Origin of the sequence: Ancylobacter gelatini (genome assembly GCF_022601675.1) — a bacterium.
Lineage (GTDB): Bacteria > Pseudomonadota > Alphaproteobacteria > Rhizobiales > Xanthobacteraceae > Ancylobacter > Ancylobacter gelatini.
This window is the reverse complement of the sequence record NZ_JAKVIL010000009.1, coordinates 50,713-66,601: the sequence shown is the minus strand read 5'-3', so window position 1 is coordinate 66,601 and position 15,889 is coordinate 50,713. Positions and strand designations below refer to the sequence as shown.

Genomic DNA, 15,889 nt, shown 5'->3' with positions numbered 1-15,889 from the left:
AGTTACCAGAAATCGAGCGGCAATCATGCGTCCAGTGATCGGCATCATCTCCGATGTGAAGGCCAATGGCGGCCAGGTCGTGCACGGCGTCACCGAGAAATATGTCTATTCGGTCGCCAAGGGCGCGCAGGCGCTCCCCGTTCTGCTCCCCGGCACGGTCTCGGCGGTGGATGCCGACATGGCGCCTGAGCGGCTGGTGGTCGACGAGGTGCTGGAACTGGTCGACGCGATCTTCCTGCCCGGCAGCCCGTCCAATGTCGCCCCGCATCATTATGGCGACGCGCCCCATGATCCGCCGCTGCCTTCCGACCCGCACCGCGACGATCTCTCGCTGCCGCTGATCAAGGCGGCGCTGGAGCGCGGCGTGCCGATCTTCGGCGTGTGCCGGGGCTTTCAGGAGATGAACGTCGCGCTCGGCGGCACGCTGTTCCAGAAGCTCTACGAGCAGCCCGGCCGCTTCGACCATCGCGAGGACACGCGCCTCGACATCGCCATGCAATATGCGCCGGTGCACGAGGTGCTGCTGGAGCCGGGCGGGCTGCTGGCCGGCCTCGCCGGCGCCTCCACCTGGCGGGTGAATTCGCTGCACGGGCAGGGCGTGGCTCAGCTCGCCCCCAACGCCACCGTCGAGGCGCGCGCGGCGGACGGCACCATCGAGGCGTTCCGCATCGCCGATGCGCCGGGCTTCAATCTCGCGATCCAGTGGCACCCGGAATGGCGGTTCTGGGACGACCGGCTGTCGAGCGCGGTGTTCACCGCCTTCGGCGCGGCGGCCCGGCTCCATGCCGAGCGGCGTCGCGGTGGGCGCCGGCTGAACGCGGCCGAATAGCGCCGTCGATTGGCGCTGTCAGTCGAGCTGCGCGCGCAGATGGCCGATGCCGTCGCGTATGTCGGCCTCGATGGCGGCGCGCAGCCCTGCCTCGTCGCGGGCCTTGAGCGCGGCCAGCGCCTCGGCATGGCGATCGACCGGGTAATGCGCGTCGAGATCGGCCAGCGCCATGCGCATGAACGGGCCGATCTGCAGCCAGACCGATTCGATCAGGGGCAGCAGCACGCTGTCCGCCCGCCCGCCATAGAGCGCGGCGTGGAAGGCCAGATTGGTCTCGATGATCGCTTCGGTGTCGGCATCGGCCACCGCCTGGTCGGACGCGCGGTTGAGCACGGCGAGCCGGCGGATGAAGGCGTCGTCGGTGAGCGCCAGCGCCCGGGCGGCGGCCTCGCTTTCCAGCAGGGTGCGGGCGGCCACCAGTTCGTCGAAGCGCTGCGCGGTCATCTCCGGCACCCGCACGCGCCGGTTATCGAGCAGCACCAGCGCCCGCTCTGCCACCAGCCGGGCCAGCGCCTCGCGCACCGGCATGGCGGAGACGCCCATCGCCTCGGCGAGGCCGCGTATCGTCACCGCCCGGCCCGGCGGGAAGCGCCCGGCCATCACGGTGCGCCGCAGCCGCCGGAACACCCATTGCTGCACGGTTTCGCCGTGCAGGCGGGGCGGGTCGGCGATTTCGAGCGGCGTCGGGTCCATGGGTATCGATCCTAACGTCCGATACCGCCGCGCGACAGGCCCGGCGCGGTATCGCCGGTGGCGCGACGCGAGATTGTCAGCTTCGACGGCTACAAAATTCGATCGGGCGGCTATATCTCATCCCCGACGCCGCCGTGCCACACCTCTTCCGGAGCTCCCATGGCCGAGAAACCGCACCTGCCGCCCGCCGCTTCCCATCATGCCGGCCACGAGCTGGATCCCAAGCTGCTGGAAATTCTGGTATGCCCGGTGACCAAGGGTCCGCTGGATTATGACCGCGCGGCCCATGAACTGATCTCGCGCGCCGCCCGCATCGCCTACCCGATCCGTGACGGCATCCCGATCATGCTGGCCGACGAGGCCCGCCCCCTCACCGACGCCGAGCTGGCCGGGCGCTGAGCGCCGGTCCCCTTGAGCCTCCACAGGAAGCGACGCATGTCCGATCTCTCCGCCTTCCCGATCACCCGGCGCTGGCCGGCGACTCATCCCGACCGCTTGCAGCTTTATTCCTTCCCGACCCCGAACGGGGTGAAGGTCTCGATCATGCTGGAAGAGATCGGCCTGCCCTATGAGGCGCACACCATCAAGATCGGCGCCAACGAGACCTGGACGCCGGAATTCCTGTCGCTGAACCCCAACGGCAAGATTCCCGCGATTCTCGATCCCGACGGGCCGGGCGGCAAGCCGATCGCGCTGTTCGAATCCGGCGCGATTCTGGTTTATCTCGCGGAGAAGACCGGCAAGCTGCTGCCCGCCGACCCGGTGGCGCGCTACGAGACGCTGCAATGGCTGTTCTTCCAGATGGCGGCGGTCGGCCCGATGTTCGGCCAGCTCGGCTTCTTCCATAAATTCGCCGGCCGCGACTACGAGGACAAGCGCCCGCTGGAACGCTACCGCGCCGAATCGCAGCGCCTGCTCGGGGTGCTGGAGGCGCGGCTGGCGGGTCGCGACTGGATCATGGGCGACGATTACACCATCGCCGACGTGTCGCTCATCGGCTGGGTGCGCAACCTTGTCGGCTTCTACGAGGCGGCGGAGCTGGTGGATTATGGCAGCCTGACCCATGTGCCGGCCTGGCTGGCGCGCGGCCTCGCCCGCCCGGCGGTGCAGCGCGGGCTGGAGATTCCGCCGAGGGCGTGAGGGCTACAGCCGCTCCACGATCCAGCGCATCTGCGGGTCGTGGATGCCCAGTTCGACGAGGTGGCGGTCGGTGGCGGTGACGTAATCGGCATTGGGCCCGCCCACGCCGTGACCCTGCCGCACCAGATGCAACCGCTCCTCCGGGGTGAGCCGGCCGGCATATTGGGCGTGGCCGCGATCGACCAGGAAGACGAGGGCCGGCACGGCACGTCCGCTGCCGTCCCTCAGCCAGACCCGCTGGGTGGCTTCGCGGTAGATCTTCGTCACCTGCTCGCGCTCGCGCAGATAGTCGAGCGTCGCCCCGGCCTTGTCGCGCCCGACCCGGAACGCCATGCCGATGCAGCTTCCCCCGCGATCCAGCCCGAGCACGAGGCCGGGCCGCTCCGGCGTGCCGCGCCAGTGCACCGACAGCACGCAGAGCGAGCGATGCGCCCCGAGCAGCCGGCCCGGCGCGCGTTCCTCATAGTCGAAGCCCGGATTCCACATCAGCGAGCCATAGCCGAACACCCAGAGGTCCTCGGCGGGCGGGGCGGGATCGCGCAGGGTCATGATCTAATCATCACGGGTGGCTCATGAGCGGAAGAGGCCTGTTGCCGGCGGTTCCGGCCCGGCGGCCGCCGAGACTAGCCGCCTTTGCCGCTCGGCGGAATCACCCTGTCGACCGGATAAGGCACTTCCCTCAACGGTTTGAGCATAATCCGGCCGTATCGCGCCGCGATCATGACCGCGCTGGCTCCCGGCGGTTTGCACGGCGGGCCGGGCGTTCTACGGTGGGGCCGGCCGGCAGCCCGCCGCCTTGAGGAGACCAACGCATTGAGCCTTTCCGACATGCCGCCCGAGTTCCGCCATGCCGATGCACCGGATGCGGGACCTGAGACGCCCGCGCCCCGGCGCCGTCCCGCCTGGTGGGTCGCCCTGCCGGCGCTGGCGCTGGTCGCCGCGGGGCTGGCATGGACCGGGGCCTGGTACTATGCCGCCGGCCGCGCCGAGCGCGAGATCGACAACTGGATCGTGGCGGAAGGCGCGCGCGGGCGCGACTGGAGCTGCGGCAATCGCACCATTGGCGGCTATCCGTTCCGCTTCGAGCTGAGCTGCGACGGGCCGAGCGTGGTGCTGCAGGGGCCGACCCAATGGACCTGGAAGGCCGCCCGCGTTCACGCAGTGGCGCAGGTCTGGAATCCCCGGCACATCATTGCCGAGTTCACAGGTCCGGCGACGCTGAGCGAGGCGGCGACCGGGCGCACCATCACCGCCGGCTGGACCCTGCTGCAGGTCAGCGGTGCCGGCACGGGGCAGCGGCTGGAGCGTTTCTCGCTCGCGGCCAATGACTACACATTGGCCGAAGGCGGCGCGACCATCCTGTCCGCCCGCCATCTCGAACTGCATCTGCGCCAGCATCCGGGCGAGGCGGCGAATGGGGCGCTCGACATCGCGATGGAGGTGGACGACGCCACCGGCATGGCGCTGATGGGCGGCGCGCCGGCGGCCGGGGCGCAACCGGCGGCGCCGGTCGACGCGCTGCTTCAGGCCACGATCACCGGCGTGCCGGAGCTTGCCATCCTGCCGGTCGAAGCGCGGCTGCTGAAATGGCAGGCCAATGGCGGGCGGGTGAAGATCGATCAGGCGCGGATCAGCGCCGGCGGCGGGATGATGGCCGCCATGGGTGAGCTGGGGCTTGACCCGCAGCGCCGCCTCGACGGCATGGTCACGGTTTCCGTGGTCGAGGCCGGCAAGCTGCTGCCGGTGCTGGCGAGCGCGGGACTGATGCCCGATTTTCTAACCGCGCTGGCGCCGGTGCTGGGCGCGGCCGGCATGCCGACACAGGTCGACGGCGCGAATGCCAGCGCCTTCCCGTTCGTGTTCAGGAACGGGCGGGTGGCGCTGGGCATCCTGCCGCTCGGCAAGATCGGCCCGGTGTTCTGACCGGAAGGGAGCCCGGTCAGCCCAGCGCGAAAATGGTGGCGCCGGTATCCGCCGTGCCCACCGTCCCGCGGAACGCGCCGAACAATTCGCGCCCGACGCCCCAGTGCGAGGGCTCCAGATCGGCCGGCGCCGGGGTGCGGGCCGCCCATTCGGCCGGGTCGACCAACACGGTGAGCGTGCCGGCCACGGCGTCGAGCCGCACGATGTCGCCCTCGCGGATCAGCGCGATCGCTCCGCCATCGGCGGCTTCCGGCGTGACATGGATCGCCGCCGGCACCTTGCCCGAGGCGCCGGAGAGCCGGCCGTCGGTGACGAGGGCGACCTTGTTGCCGCGATCCTGCAGCACGCCGAGCGGCGGCATCAGCTTGTGCAGTTCCGGCATGCCGTTGGCCTTGGGGCCCTGGTAGCGCACCACGGCGACGAAATCGCCCTTGAGGTCGCCCGCCTTGAACGCCTTCTGCAGTTCCTCCTGCGAATGGAACACCTTGGCCGGCGCCTCGATGATGTGGCGCTCCGAGGCGATGGCGGAGGTCTTGATCACCGCGCGGCCGAGATCGCCCGAGAGCAGCTTGAGCCCGCCGGTGGCCTGGAACGGCGCCTTGGCGCCGCGCAGCACGGCCTCGTCGCCGCTGGTCGGGGTGCCGTCGCGCCAGGCGAGGCTGCCGTCCGGGGCCAGCGCCGGCTCCTGCGTGTAGGCGTCGAGGCCCGAGCCCCACACCGTCTCGACATCGCGATGCAGCAGCCCGTCGCCGAGCAGCTCGCGGATGACGAAGCCCATGCCGCCGGCGGCGTGGAAATGGTTCACGTCGGCCTTGCCGTTGGGGTAGACGCGGCACAGCAGCGGGGTGATGTCGGCGAGGTCGGAGAAATCGTCCCAGGTCAGCTTGATGCCGGCCGCCGCCGCCATGGCGACGACGTGCAGCGTGTGATTGGTGGAGCCGCCGGTGGCGTGCAGGCCGACCACGCCGTTGACGAAGGCCTTCTCGTCCAGCATGCGCCCGACCGGGGCATAGCCATTGCCCAGCGCGGTGATCGCCATCGCCCGCTCCGCCGCGGCCGTTGTCAGCGCGTCGCGCAGCGGCGTGTTGGGGTTGACGAAGGAAGACCCGGGCAGATGCAGGCCCATGATCTCCATCATCATCTGGTTGGTGTTCGCCGTGCCGTAGAAGGTGCAGGTGCCCGGCCCGTGATAGGAGAGCGATTCAGCCTCCAGCAGGGCATCGCGGCCGACCTTTCCTTCCGCGAAGAGCTGGCGGATCTTGGCCTTCTCGTCGTTCGGCAGGCCCGAGGTCATGGGGCCGGCGGGAATGAACACCGCCGGCAGATGGCCGAAGGACAGCGCGCCGATGACGAGGCCGGGCACGATCTTGTCGCAGATGCCGAGGAACACGGCGGCGTCGAAGGTCTGGTGCGAGAGCGCGACGGCGGTCGCGAGCGCGATCACGTCACGCGAGAACAGCGACAGCTCCATGCCGGCCTCGCCCTGGGTGACGCCATCGCACATCGCCGGCACGCCGCCGGCCACCTGCGCCACGCCGCCGGCCGCGCGGGCAGCGGCGCGGATCAGATCGGGATAGTGCTCATAGGGCTGGTGGGCGGAGAGCATGTCGTTATAGGCGGTGACGATGGCGAGGTTGGCACCCGAGCCCTCGCGCAGCATCGCCTTGTCGCCCGGCCCGCAGGCGGCGAAGCCGTGGGCCTGGTTGGCGCAGCCGAGCTTGGCGCGGCTCGGCCCCTTCTCGGCGGCGGCCGCGATCCGGTCCAGATAACGCGAGCGGTTGTCATGGGAGCGCTTGACGATGCGCTCCGTCACCTCGCCGAGACGGGCGTTCACGCTGGACGGAGTGGCGGAGGCTGCCATGCGGATCTCCTTCATGGATTCGGTTCGGCATTCGGGATGCCCGTCACGGGCACCAGAAAATTTCGGGCGGGCGCGGGGCGCGCAGCACGGCGCGCACCGGCATATCGGTCTCCGGCCCGTCCTTGAGCGCGGCGGCGAGCACGGGCCGCTTGGCGTCCCCCTCGATATGGAGCGCCAGGCGGTCCGCCGCCAGCAGCAGCGGCAGGGTCATGGTGACGCGCGGCTCGCCGGCCCCTTCCGCGCGCATCGGCAAGAGGCCGAGCGTGCCATCGGGGTCCAGCGCCCGCTCCAGATTGTCGCCGCCGGGAAAGAACGAGGCGGTGTGGCCGTCCTCTCCCATGCCGAGCACGGCGCAGGCGAGTGGCCAGTAGAGAATTTCCAGCGCCTCGTCGAGCGCGAACAGCCCGTCCTCCGGCGTCGCGGCATCATTGGCCAGGGGCACGAAGCGCGCGGCGCTCGCCGGGCCCTTCATCAGATGCTCGCGCACCAGCCGGGCGTTGGAGCGGTCCGAGGTCTCGCGCACCCAGCGCTCGTCCACCAGCGTGATGCCGATCTTCGACCATGGCAGGTCTTTCGCCGCCAGCGCCTCGAAGAAGCGCAGCGGGGTGCGCCCGCCGGAGACGGCGAGGCTCGCCCCGCCATCCTTCGCCAGGCGCGCCACCAGCGCCGCGCCGACATAATCGGCGAGCGCCGAGGCCAGCGCCCCGCCGTCCGGGAATTCGTGAAGCGTCGGCGCGGTCATGGCCGTCCTCCAGCCACAGGCGCGGTCACGCGCCGTCCTCCAGCCGCAGGCGCGGTCACGCGCCGTCCTCCAGCCACGTGCGGCCGTCGCGCTCGATCAGCGCGATCGAGGCCGACGGGCCCCAGGTGCCGGCGGTGTAGGGGCGCGGGGGCTCCTTGGAATTGCGCCACGCCTCGAGGATCGGGTCGACCCATTCCCACGCCGCCTGCACCTCGTCGCGGCGCATGAACAGGGTCTGGTTACCGCGCACCACGTCGAGGATCAGCCGTTCATAGGCGTCGGGATTGCGGACCTTGAAGGCCTTGGCGAAGCTCATGTCGAGCGGGACATGGGTGAGGCGGATGCCGCCCGGGCCGGGATCCTTGATCATCAGCCACAGCTTCACGCCCTCGTCGGGCTGCAGGCGGATGACGAGGCGGTTGGATTCGATCGGCCCGGCATTTTCGTCGAACACGGAATGCGGTACCGGGCGGAAACTGACCACGATCTCCGAGACGCGGGAGGCGAGGCGCTTGCCGGTGCGCAGATAGAACGGCACGCCGGCCCAGCGCCAGTTCGCCACTTCGGCCTTCACCGCCACGAAGGTTTCGGTCTGGCTGCGCGAGGAGCCGAGTTCTTCGAGATAACCCGGCACGGCGCCGCCGGCCGACGCGCCCGCGCGATATTGCCCGCGCACCGTCACCGCGCCGACTTCGTTCTCGCTGACCGGCTTCAGCGCGCGGAGCACCTTGAGCTTCTCGTCGCGCACCGCGTCGGCGTCCAGCGAGGAGGGCGGCTCCATCGCCACCATGCACAGCAGCTGGAGAATGTGGTTCTGCACCATGTCGCGCATGGCGCCGGCGGTGTCGTAATAGCCCGCGCGCTCCTCGACGCCGAGCGCCTCGGCGACGGTGATCTGCACGTGGTCGATATGGGCGTTGTTCCACAGCGGCTCGAACAGCGCATTGGCGAAGCGCAGGGCCATCAGGTTCTGGACCGTTTCCTTGCCCAGGTAATGATCGATGCGATAGACGCGATCTTCCGGGAAGATGCGGCCGATCTCGTCATTGAGCGCCAGCGCCGAGGCGAGGCTCTTGCCGATCGGCTTCTCGATCACGACGCGCCCGCCCTCGGCCATGCCGTATTTGCCGAGCTTCTCGCAGATCGGGCCGAACAGTTCCGGCGCGGTGGCGAGATAATAGACGCGGATGCGATCGCCTTGCCCGGCCATGCAGGCGGTGAGGTTGTCCCAGCCGGATTCGTCCGCCGCGTCCGCCGCGATATAGCTGAGCCGCGCGAGGAAACGGTCCACTTCCGGTCCGCCGAGTTCGTCGGCGGGAATGTGGTCGGTCAGGGCCTTGTGGGCGAAGGCACGGAACTCCTCGTCGGTCATCGCGCGGCGCGAGGTGCCCACGATATTGGCCTCGGGCGGAAGCTGCCCGTCGAGGTCGCGGTGGAACATGGCCGGTATCAGCTTGCGCCGGGAGAGGTCGCCCGTGGCCCCAAAAACGGTGAGCACGAAGGGAGCGACCGGAATTACGCGGCTGGTCATCGTCTGGCGTCTCCTTGACAATCGCGCCGGGGAACCGGTCGGCGCGGGCATTCCGGTCCTGTCGCCTGAGGTGCGTACATCATCATCCCTAGCCTGGAATTCCTAGCAAGAACGATTCCGCGGGGATCGAACCGCGAGGGTATGGCGGGGCGTCGGCCCGGAGCGGCGGGAATCGCTGTCCCCGGATCCCCGCATCCTCTGCCCCACGCGCGCGACATTCAATCCCACCACCATGCAGCGCGTGTGAAGGGGCGCAGGCCTCCTGCCGTGGCGGTAGCTGAATGATGTAAACGTGAGCGCCGGAGCACAGACAAACGGCGAAAAGACTTGAAACATCGTACATTTCGAAACTAATCTTGAGCTATCGTCGAGATAGATCACGCAGCTCAGCGCATGCAAAGGCAGCGTCGCATGATGAAGAGACGCCTCGACACGCACCTCGCTTTGGTCTTCGGTGTCACCGTCACCCTGGCGCTGGTCGGCATCATCTACTTCGTGAACAACCGCGCGGCAGCCATTCTCGAGGGCGCGACCTCGACGATGTTCGCGCAGATGACCAACCAAAGCCGCGCCAGTATCGACGACAGCTTCTCCAACCTGAACCTGATGACCGCGATGTTCGCGGCCGATCCGCAGGTCCAGAGCCGCACGCCGGAGAACGAGCAGGCGCTGGTGCGGCAGTTCAGCCTGATCATGAAGGCCAAGCCGTTCACCTCCGCGATGTATGTCGGCTATGACGATGGCGGCTTTATCCTGCTGCGCCAGCTCTCCTCCCCGGTGGCGCGGCGCAACCTCAGCGCCCCGGACACGGCCAGCTACCTTTTGCAGACCATCCGCAACACCGCGCAGGGACGGGAAACGCGGCTCGTGTTCCTCGACGCGGCGCTCGATCCGGTCGGGGAGCTGGACCGGCCTGATTTCTTCTACGATCCCCGCAATCGGCGCTGGTATTATGACGCCTTCGCCAGCGACGGCGCGATCCTGACCGACCCGTACCGCTTCTTCGCCACCGCCGAGAGCGGGGTCACCATCGCCCGCCGCATCGCCAGCAACCGGGGCGTGATGGCGATCGACCTCAGCCTCGCCGACCTGTCGCAGGCGCTGCGGCGGATGAAGAACACGCCATCCTCCGAACTCATCATCACCGACCCGAACGGCGCCGTGATCGCCGCCAGCAACCCCGCCGCCGAGCTGCCGACCGCCTTCCAGAACTCGCCCTCGCGCGGGCGGGTCACCGATGTCGCCTCGACCGTGGTGCCGACCATGCTGACCGCCGTGCGCGACCATAGCGGGGGCGACAAGACGTCGGTCATCAGCGACAACGGGCGCGCCTGGACCATGCATGTCGCCCCGTTGCACTCCGGCCAGTGGACCTTCGCCATGGCGGTCGCCATGCCGCAGGACGAGATCATGGCGGGCGTGCGCCAGATCGTCACCACGCTGGGCTGGATCAGCCTCGGCCTCATTCTGGTGGTGATCCTCGCCATCCGCTACACCGCGACGGCGGTGAGCCGCCCGCTGGTGGCCATCGCCGAGGAAGCCGCCGCGATCCAGTCGTTCAATTTCCAGGATCTGCCCGGCAATACGCGCTCCTCGGTGACCGAGATCGATACGCTGTCGCGCGCGATCCAGAATGCGCGGCTGACGATCCGGCGTTTCATCGAGATCGGCCGCGCCCTGTCCGCCGAGCGCGACCCGGACCGCCTGACCCGCCGGCTGCTGCAGGAAACCATCAGCATCACCTCGTCCGAAGCCGGCTTCATCTTTCTGAGCGAGGATAATGGCGCGACCTTCCTGATGCTGGGTGACCGTTCCGAGCGCCTTGCGCCGGCGGACGATGAGGGATCGGACGAGCCGGCCGCGGAGGAGCTTGGCCTGCTGACCGACGCCGCGTCCGGCACGGCGGCCCGCCTGATCCATGCGCTGCGCCGCCGCGACGTCACCCATTTCGACATCGCCGATCCCGCCCATGACGACATGCTGGCGCCGCTCACGCGCAGCCGGCCGCTCGCGGCCGGGCAGGTGCTGCGCTGCTCGGTGATCCCGCTGCTGAACCGCGCCGACGAGGTGATCGGCGGCCTGCTATTGTGCTCGCCCGCCCGCGAGGACGCGCCGATTCCCTATGAGAGCCTCGACCTGGCGCGGGCGCTCTCCGGCAATGCGGCGGTGGCGATCGAGACCACGCTGCTGCTCAAGTCGCGCAAGAAGCTGCTCGACGCCGTGATCCGTATGATCGCGCTCGCGACTGACGCCAAGTCGCCCTACACCAACGGCCATTGCCAGCGCGTGCCGCTGATCACCCACGCTTTGGCGCAGGCGGCCTGCGACAGCCGCGAGGGGCCCTATGCCGATTTCAACCTGACGCCCGAGGAATGGGAAGCGGTCGACGTGGCGAGCTGGCTGCACGATTGCGGCAAGCTGACCACCGCGGAATATGTGATCGACAAGGCCACCAAGCTGGAGACCATCACCGATCGCATCCACGAAATCCGCATGCGCTTCGAACTGCTCAAGGCGCAGGCGGAGACGGCGTACTGGCAGGCGCTGGCCAAGGGCGGCGACGAGGCCCAGCTTCGCGCCGTCCGCGACGGCGAATGGCATGAACTGGACGAGGATTTCGCCTTCGTCGCCTCCTGCAACGAGGGCGGCGAATTCATGGAACCGCACAAGATCGAGCGGCTGTACCAGATCGCGCGGCGACGGTGGACCCGCACGCTGAGCGACCGGATCGGCATTTCCAGCGAGGAGCGCCGGCGCAGGGAGCGCGTGGCCGAGCCGTCGCTGCCGGTTACCGAGCCGCTGCTTGCCGACCGGCCGGATCACATCGTCGACCATTTCTCCAACCAGCTCGACGATTTCGAGGCCAAGGCCGGCTTCAGCCTCAAGCGGCCGGACCACCGGCTCAATCTCGGCGAACTGCACAATCTCTCGATCGGTCGCGGCACGCTCACCGAGGAGGAGCGCTACGAGATCAACCGCCACATCACCCGCACCATCCTGATGCTCGAAGGCCTGCCGCTGGCCGGGCCGCTGGCCAATGTGCCGGAATATGCCGGCGGGCATCACGAGAAGATGGATGGCACCGGCTATCCGCGCGGTCTCGTGCGTGACGAACTGAGCCCGGTGGCGCGGATGATGGCGATCGCCGACGTGTTCGAGGCGCTGACCGCCGGCGACCGACCCTACAAGAAGGCCAAGACGCTGAGCGAGGCGATCCGCATCATGGGCTTCATGAAGCGCGACGGCCATCTCGACCCGGACCTGCTCGACCTGTTCCTGCGCTCCGGAATCTGGCGCGACTATGCGCGCGAGCATCTTTCCCCCGGCCAGATCGACGAGCCGGACGTCGATGCCGTGCTCGCCATGCACCCGGTGCAGCGCGCGGCGTGATCCCGTGACCTGACAGCGGCGGCGCGTGGCTCTAGTCTCTGCCTCCCCCGCGCCGGCCGACGCCGGCGAGAACAGGATTCGGGCGGAAACAGGAGAGAACGCGGATGAACCTGCGCAAGAAGCTGATGGTCGCGCCGGGCGCGAAGGTGCGGCTCAAGAAGTTCGACCCGGCCTTTCGCGGCGACTACGGCTCAGCCGAGGATGCCCGCAAGGAGCTCGCCCGCAACGTCGCCCGCCTCGCCGACCTCCAGCAGAAGCTCTATGGCGAGAAGAAGCACGGGCTGCTGATCGTGCTGCAGGGCCTCGACGCCGCCGGCAAGGACGGCACGTGCTGGCATGTGGTTTCGGCGATGAGCCCGCTCGGCACCACCGTCACCAGCTTCAAGCAGCCGACCGAGGAGGAGCTGCGGCACGATTTCCTGTGGCGCGTGCATCCCCACACGCCCGGCCGCGGCCAGATCGCCGTGTTCAACCGCTCGCATTACGAGGACGTGCTGGTGGTGCGCGTGCATGAGCTGGTGCCGAAGGCGGTGTGGTCGACGCGCTATGACCGCATCAACGAGTTCGAGCGGCTGCTCGCCGATTCCGGCATCACCATCCTCAAATTCTTCCTCCACATCTCGCCCGAGGAACAGCTGGAGCGCTTCCGCCAGCGGCTGGAGGACCCGGCGCGGCAATGGAAGATCAGCGAGGCGGATTACAAGGAGCGCGCCTATTGGGACGATTACACCGAAGCCTATCAGGATCTTCTGGAGAAGACCTCGACGCCGCACGCGCCCTGGTTCGTCATTCCCTCGAACCATAAATGGTTCCGCAACCTCGCCGTGTCGGAGATCATCGAGGCCACGCTCGACGATCTCGATCTGAAGCTGCCGAAGCCCACGGTCGACCTCGATCGCATCCGCGCCGACTATCACGCGGCGGTGGCGCGCGGGCCGGCGGACGCTGACACCGGCGGAAAAGACCGCTAGAGCCTTTGCCGATCAGATGGACCCATCTGATCAAAGAGGACATGTTCCAGCGATCCAGAGCCTTTCCCGGTCCGGCCGATTCGCCGGGTCGACAAGGGCGAGGGCAGGCAATGAACGGCGTTGGCTACGGGCGCTATCGCAAGGGTGAAGCCCGATGGACCTGACGATCCTGATCTTCCTGCTGGTCTATGTCGCGATGGGCGTCGGCAAGCTGCCGGGCTTCAAGGTCGACCGCACCGGGGCGGCGATCATCGGCGCCATGGCCATGATGAGCGCGGGCAGCATCAGCCCCGCCGCGGCCTGGAACGCCATCGACTATCGCAGTGTCGGCATGCTGTTCGGCCTGATGGTGGTCTCCGCCGCCTTCGTCGTTTCCGGCTTCTATGGCTGGGCGGCGCGGGGCATCGCCACGCTCAGGGTGAGCCCGCCGGTCCTGCTCGGCGTGCTGGTCGCGGCGGGCGGCCTGTTGTCGGCGGTCCTGACCAATGACGTGGTGGTGGTGGCGATGACGCCGCTGCTGGTCTCGATCACGCTGGCGCGCGGGCTCAACCCGGTGCCGTTCCTGCTCGCCTTCTGCTTCGCCGCCAATAGCGGCTCGGCCGGCACGCTGATCGGCAGCCCGCAGAACATGATCGCGGCGCAGGGGCTCGGCCTGAGCTTCAACGGATTCCTTCGCGTCACCGCCCTGCCGGCGCTGGCGTCGCTGCCGATCGTGTGGGGCATCGTCGCGCTGCTCTATCGTGGAAAATGGGCGCTCGCCGCCCTGCCGCCAGGGCAGGGTTCGCAGATTGCCGCTCCCGCGCCCGCCGCGCCGCCGCCGCCGCTCGACCGCTGGGAAACGGCGAAGGCGGGGCTGGTGACGCTGGCGGTGATCGCCGGGTTCATCTTCTCCGACGTCTCGCGCGAGCTGATCGCGCTCACCGGCGCCGGGCTGTTGCTGCTCAACCGCCGGATTTCCTCGCGCGACATGCTGGGGCATGTCGATGGCGACCTGCTGCTGCTGATCGTCGGCCTGTTCGTGGTGAACGCGGCGCTGGCCGCCACCGGCCTCCCGCAATCGCTGCTGGCGGAGTTCCGCGCCGCGGGCTTCGATCTCACCCAGCCGCTGACCCTGTTCCTGGTGGGCGGCGCGTTGAGCAATGTGGTGGGCAACAATCCGGCGGTGATGCTGCTGGTACCGTTTCTCGAAGCCGGCGCCGATCACGCGGCGCTGGGCGCGGCGCTGGCGCTCGGCACCGGGTTTTCCAGCAACCTCATCGTGTTCGGCAGCCTTGCCGGCATCATCGTGGTGGAACAGGCGGCGGCGCAGGGCGTGACAATCTCGTTCCGCGAGTTCTCCCGCGCCGGGGTGCCCGTCACCCTCGCCTGCATGCTGGTCGCGGCCGGCTGGGTGCTGCTGCTCGGCTGAGCGGGCGCCGCCGGGAAGAGGCGCTACGCCCGCCGCCCGGCCGAGGGCGACCCTCTCACGCCTCCGGCGCGGCCTCTTCCTGCTCGTCCAGCAGGATGGCGCCCATGGACGAGACCAGGATCATGAAGCCGGTGCCGAGCACCCAGGAGAAATACCACGGCCCGCTCTCGCCCAGCAGCACCGCGATCACCACGGCGAGCGCCATGAGGAACAGGAAGAAGCAGTAGCGTAACAGCATGATGCGATCCTTCCGCGTGCTTAGAGGGCATGTTCCGAGGAGTCGACATGCGCCTTGTCGACCTTGCCGCGCATCACCCAGAACGCCCAGCTCGTGTACCAGAGGATGAGCGGCATGAAGATCAGGGTGAAGCCCAGCATCCAGCTCAGCGTACGCTCGCTCGATCCGGCGTTCCAGATCGTGAGGCTGTGCGAGGGGTTGGTGCTGGAGGGCATCATGAAGGGGAACATGGCCGCCCCCACGGTGGCGATGATGCCGATCCAGGCTAGCGCGCCGAACCACCAGGCGAAGAGCGGCCGCCGGGCGTTGAGCGAGAGCACGCCGAGCAGCGCGCCGATATAGCCGAGCGCCGGCGCCGCCCACAGCACGGGGTGATTGTTGTAATTGGTGAGCCAGTGGCCGGCCGCGCGTTCCACGCTCTGGTGCAGCGGGGTCTGTGCCAGCGCGGGGTCGGGCCCGCTGACCAGCATATAGCCCTCCAGCCGGGTCAGCCACAGCCCGCCAATGGTGAACAGCACCATGGCGAGGATGCCGGCAAGCATGGCGGCGCGCCGGGCGCGCTCCTGCACCGGGCCGTCGGTGGCGTTGGTGAGGATGGCGCCGCCCATATAGACCGACATCGACACCGCCATCGCGCCGCACAGAATGGCGAACGGGTTGAACAGGGCGATGAAGCTGCCGGTGTAATACGAGGTCAGGCGCCAGTCGAAGTGGAACGGCACGCCCTGCAGCATGTTGCCGACCGCGGCACCGAACACCAGCATCGGCAGGAAGCCGGAGAGGAACAGGCACCAGTCCCAATTGTTGCGCCAGGTCGGGGATTCGCGCTTGCTGCGATATTCGAAGGCCAGCGGGCGCACGATCATGCTCCACAGCAGCAGCAGCATGACCACGTAGAGGCCCGAGAAGGCGGTGGCGTAGACCAGTGGCCATGCCGCGAAGATCGCGCCGCCGCCGAGGACGAACCATACCTGATTGCCGTCCCAGTGCGGGGCGATGACGTTGATGGCGACGCGGCGCTCGCTGTCGGTGCGGCCGACATGGCGCAGCAGCGTGCCCACGCCCATGTCCATGCCGACCATGATGGAGATGCCCATCAGCAGCACGCCGAGCAGCAGCCACCAGATGATCTTGAGAGCGAGATAGATTTCCATGACAGGCTC

At 68.5% G+C, this 15,889-nt stretch carries 14 protein-coding genes; 7 read left to right on the top strand and 7 right to left on the bottom strand.

Annotated elements, in window-relative coordinates:
* Positions 1–25: 25 nt before the first annotated feature.
* Complete coding sequence (locus tag MKI84_RS15665) at positions 26–829, top strand: gamma-glutamyl-gamma-aminobutyrate hydrolase family protein (RefSeq protein WP_241621055.1); 804 nt, start codon at positions 26–28, stop codon at positions 827–829.
* Positions 830–847: 18 nt separating this feature from the next.
* Here the strand turns inward: MKI84_RS15665 and MKI84_RS15660 are convergent, their stop codons facing one another.
* Entirely contained in the window at positions 848–1,522 is a 675-nt protein-coding gene (locus MKI84_RS15660) for a GntR family transcriptional regulator (RefSeq protein ID WP_241621053.1), read from the bottom strand.
* Between the two features lie 159 nt (positions 1,523–1,681).
* Between MKI84_RS15660 and MKI84_RS15655 the strand changes: the two genes are divergently transcribed.
* A complete protein-coding gene (locus tag MKI84_RS15655) occupies positions 1,682–1,921 on the top strand; it encodes a Trm112 family protein (RefSeq protein WP_241621052.1) in 240 nt (79 codons plus the stop codon).
* A gap of 36 nt (positions 1,922–1,957) precedes the next feature.
* Positions 1,958–2,662, top strand: a complete 705-nt coding sequence (locus MKI84_RS15650; protein ID WP_241621050.1) for a glutathione S-transferase N-terminal domain-containing protein — start codon at positions 1,958–1,960, stop codon at positions 2,660–2,662.
* Between the two features lie 3 nt (positions 2,663–2,665).
* Here MKI84_RS15650 and MKI84_RS15645 read toward each other — a convergent pair whose 3' ends face one another.
* Complete coding sequence (locus MKI84_RS15645) at positions 2,666–3,211, bottom strand: gamma-glutamylcyclotransferase (RefSeq protein WP_241621048.1); 546 nt, start codon at positions 3,209–3,211, stop codon at positions 2,666–2,668.
* Positions 3,212–3,475: 264 nt separating this feature from the next.
* Here MKI84_RS15645 and MKI84_RS15640 point away from each other — a divergent pair, with 264 nt between their 5' ends.
* Complete coding sequence (locus MKI84_RS15640) at positions 3,476–4,585, top strand: DUF2125 domain-containing protein (protein WP_241621047.1); 1,110 nt, start codon at positions 3,476–3,478, stop codon at positions 4,583–4,585.
* 16 nt (positions 4,586–4,601) lie between these two features.
* On the opposite strand, the gene edd is transcribed toward MKI84_RS15640, so the two are convergent.
* The 3 genes from edd to zwf are packed head-to-tail and all read right to left on the bottom strand — an operon-like array spanning position 4,602 to position 8,719.
* On the bottom strand, positions 4,602–6,446 hold the full coding sequence (gene edd, locus MKI84_RS15635; protein ID WP_241621045.1) for a phosphogluconate dehydratase: 1,845 nt from the start codon (positions 6,444–6,446) through the stop codon (positions 4,602–4,604).
* A 43-nt stretch (positions 6,447–6,489) separates the two neighbouring features.
* Positions 6,490–7,188, bottom strand: coding sequence for a 6-phosphogluconolactonase (gene pgl / locus MKI84_RS15630; RefSeq protein WP_241621043.1), 699 nt, complete (start codon positions 7,186–7,188; stop codon positions 6,490–6,492).
* A gap of 55 nt (positions 7,189–7,243) precedes the next feature.
* Positions 7,244–8,719 carry a glucose-6-phosphate dehydrogenase gene (gene zwf, locus MKI84_RS15625; protein WP_241621041.1) on the bottom strand — a complete coding sequence of 492 codons (1,476 nt, stop codon included), beginning with the start codon at positions 8,717–8,719 and terminating at the stop codon, positions 7,244–7,246.
* A gap of 411 nt (positions 8,720–9,130) precedes the next feature.
* Between zwf and MKI84_RS15620 the strand changes: the two genes are divergently transcribed.
* The 3 genes from MKI84_RS15620 (at position 9,131) to MKI84_RS15610 (ending at position 14,488) form a co-directional block, all read left to right on the top strand.
* Positions 9,131–12,109: an HD domain-containing phosphohydrolase gene (locus MKI84_RS15620; RefSeq protein WP_241621039.1), complete on the top strand. Its 2,979-nt coding sequence runs from the start codon at positions 9,131–9,133 to the stop codon at positions 12,107–12,109.
* Positions 12,110–12,213: 104 nt separating this feature from the next.
* Positions 12,214–13,080 carry a polyphosphate kinase 2 family protein gene (locus tag MKI84_RS15615; protein ID WP_241621037.1) on the top strand — a complete coding sequence of 289 codons (867 nt, stop codon included), beginning with the start codon at positions 12,214–12,216 and terminating at the stop codon, positions 13,078–13,080.
* A gap of 154 nt (positions 13,081–13,234) precedes the next feature.
* The gene (locus MKI84_RS15610; protein WP_241621035.1) at positions 13,235–14,488 is read left to right on the top strand and encodes an ArsB/NhaD family transporter; all 1,254 of its coding nucleotides are present in this window, start codon (positions 13,235–13,237) and stop codon (positions 14,486–14,488) included.
* Positions 14,489–14,543: 55 nt separating this feature from the next.
* Here the strand turns inward: MKI84_RS15610 and MKI84_RS15605 are convergent, their stop codons facing one another.
* Together MKI84_RS15605 and cydB are read right to left on the bottom strand one after the other, a co-directional pair.
* Positions 14,544–14,726: a cytochrome bd oxidase small subunit, CydX/CbdX family gene (locus tag MKI84_RS15605; protein WP_241621033.1), complete on the bottom strand. Its 183-nt coding sequence runs from the start codon at positions 14,724–14,726 to the stop codon at positions 14,544–14,546.
* Between the two features lie 20 nt (positions 14,727–14,746).
* Positions 14,747–15,880, bottom strand: a complete 1,134-nt coding sequence (gene cydB / locus MKI84_RS15600) for a cytochrome d ubiquinol oxidase subunit II (RefSeq protein ID WP_241621031.1) — start codon at positions 15,878–15,880, stop codon at positions 14,747–14,749.
* Positions 15,881–15,889: the final 9 nt, after the last annotated feature.

Coding starts and splice junctions, on each gene's coding strand:
- MKI84_RS15650 (WP_241621050.1), top strand. CDS start 1,958: ATGTCCGATCTCTCCGCCTTCCCGATCACCCGGCGCTGGCCGGCGACT.
- MKI84_RS15610 (WP_241621035.1), top strand. CDS start 13,235: ATGGACCTGACGATCCTGATCTTCCTGCTGGTCTATGTCGCGATGGGC.
- zwf (WP_241621041.1), bottom strand. CDS start 8,719: ATGACCAGCCGCGTAATTCCGGTCGCTCCCTTCGTGCTCACCGTTTTT.
- MKI84_RS15665 (WP_241621055.1), top strand. CDS start 26: ATGCGTCCAGTGATCGGCATCATCTCCGATGTGAAGGCCAATGGCGGC.
- MKI84_RS15605 (WP_241621033.1), bottom strand. CDS start 14,726: ATGCTGTTACGCTACTGCTTCTTCCTGTTCCTCATGGCGCTCGCCGTG.
- edd (WP_241621045.1), bottom strand. CDS start 6,446: ATGGCAGCCTCCGCCACTCCGTCCAGCGTGAACGCCCGTCTCGGCGAG.
- pgl (WP_241621043.1), bottom strand. CDS start 7,188: ATGACCGCGCCGACGCTTCACGAATTCCCGGACGGCGGGGCGCTGGCC.
- cydB (WP_241621031.1), bottom strand. CDS start 15,880: ATGGAAATCTATCTCGCTCTCAAGATCATCTGGTGGCTGCTGCTCGGC.
- MKI84_RS15655 (WP_241621052.1), top strand. CDS start 1,682: ATGGCCGAGAAACCGCACCTGCCGCCCGCCGCTTCCCATCATGCCGGC.
- MKI84_RS15660 (WP_241621053.1), bottom strand. CDS start 1,522: ATGGACCCGACGCCGCTCGAAATCGCCGACCCGCCCCGCCTGCACGGC.
- MKI84_RS15620 (WP_241621039.1), top strand. CDS start 9,131: ATGATGAAGAGACGCCTCGACACGCACCTCGCTTTGGTCTTCGGTGTC.
- MKI84_RS15645 (WP_241621048.1), bottom strand. CDS start 3,211: ATGACCCTGCGCGATCCCGCCCCGCCCGCCGAGGACCTCTGGGTGTTC.
- MKI84_RS15615 (WP_241621037.1), top strand. CDS start 12,214: ATGAACCTGCGCAAGAAGCTGATGGTCGCGCCGGGCGCGAAGGTGCGG.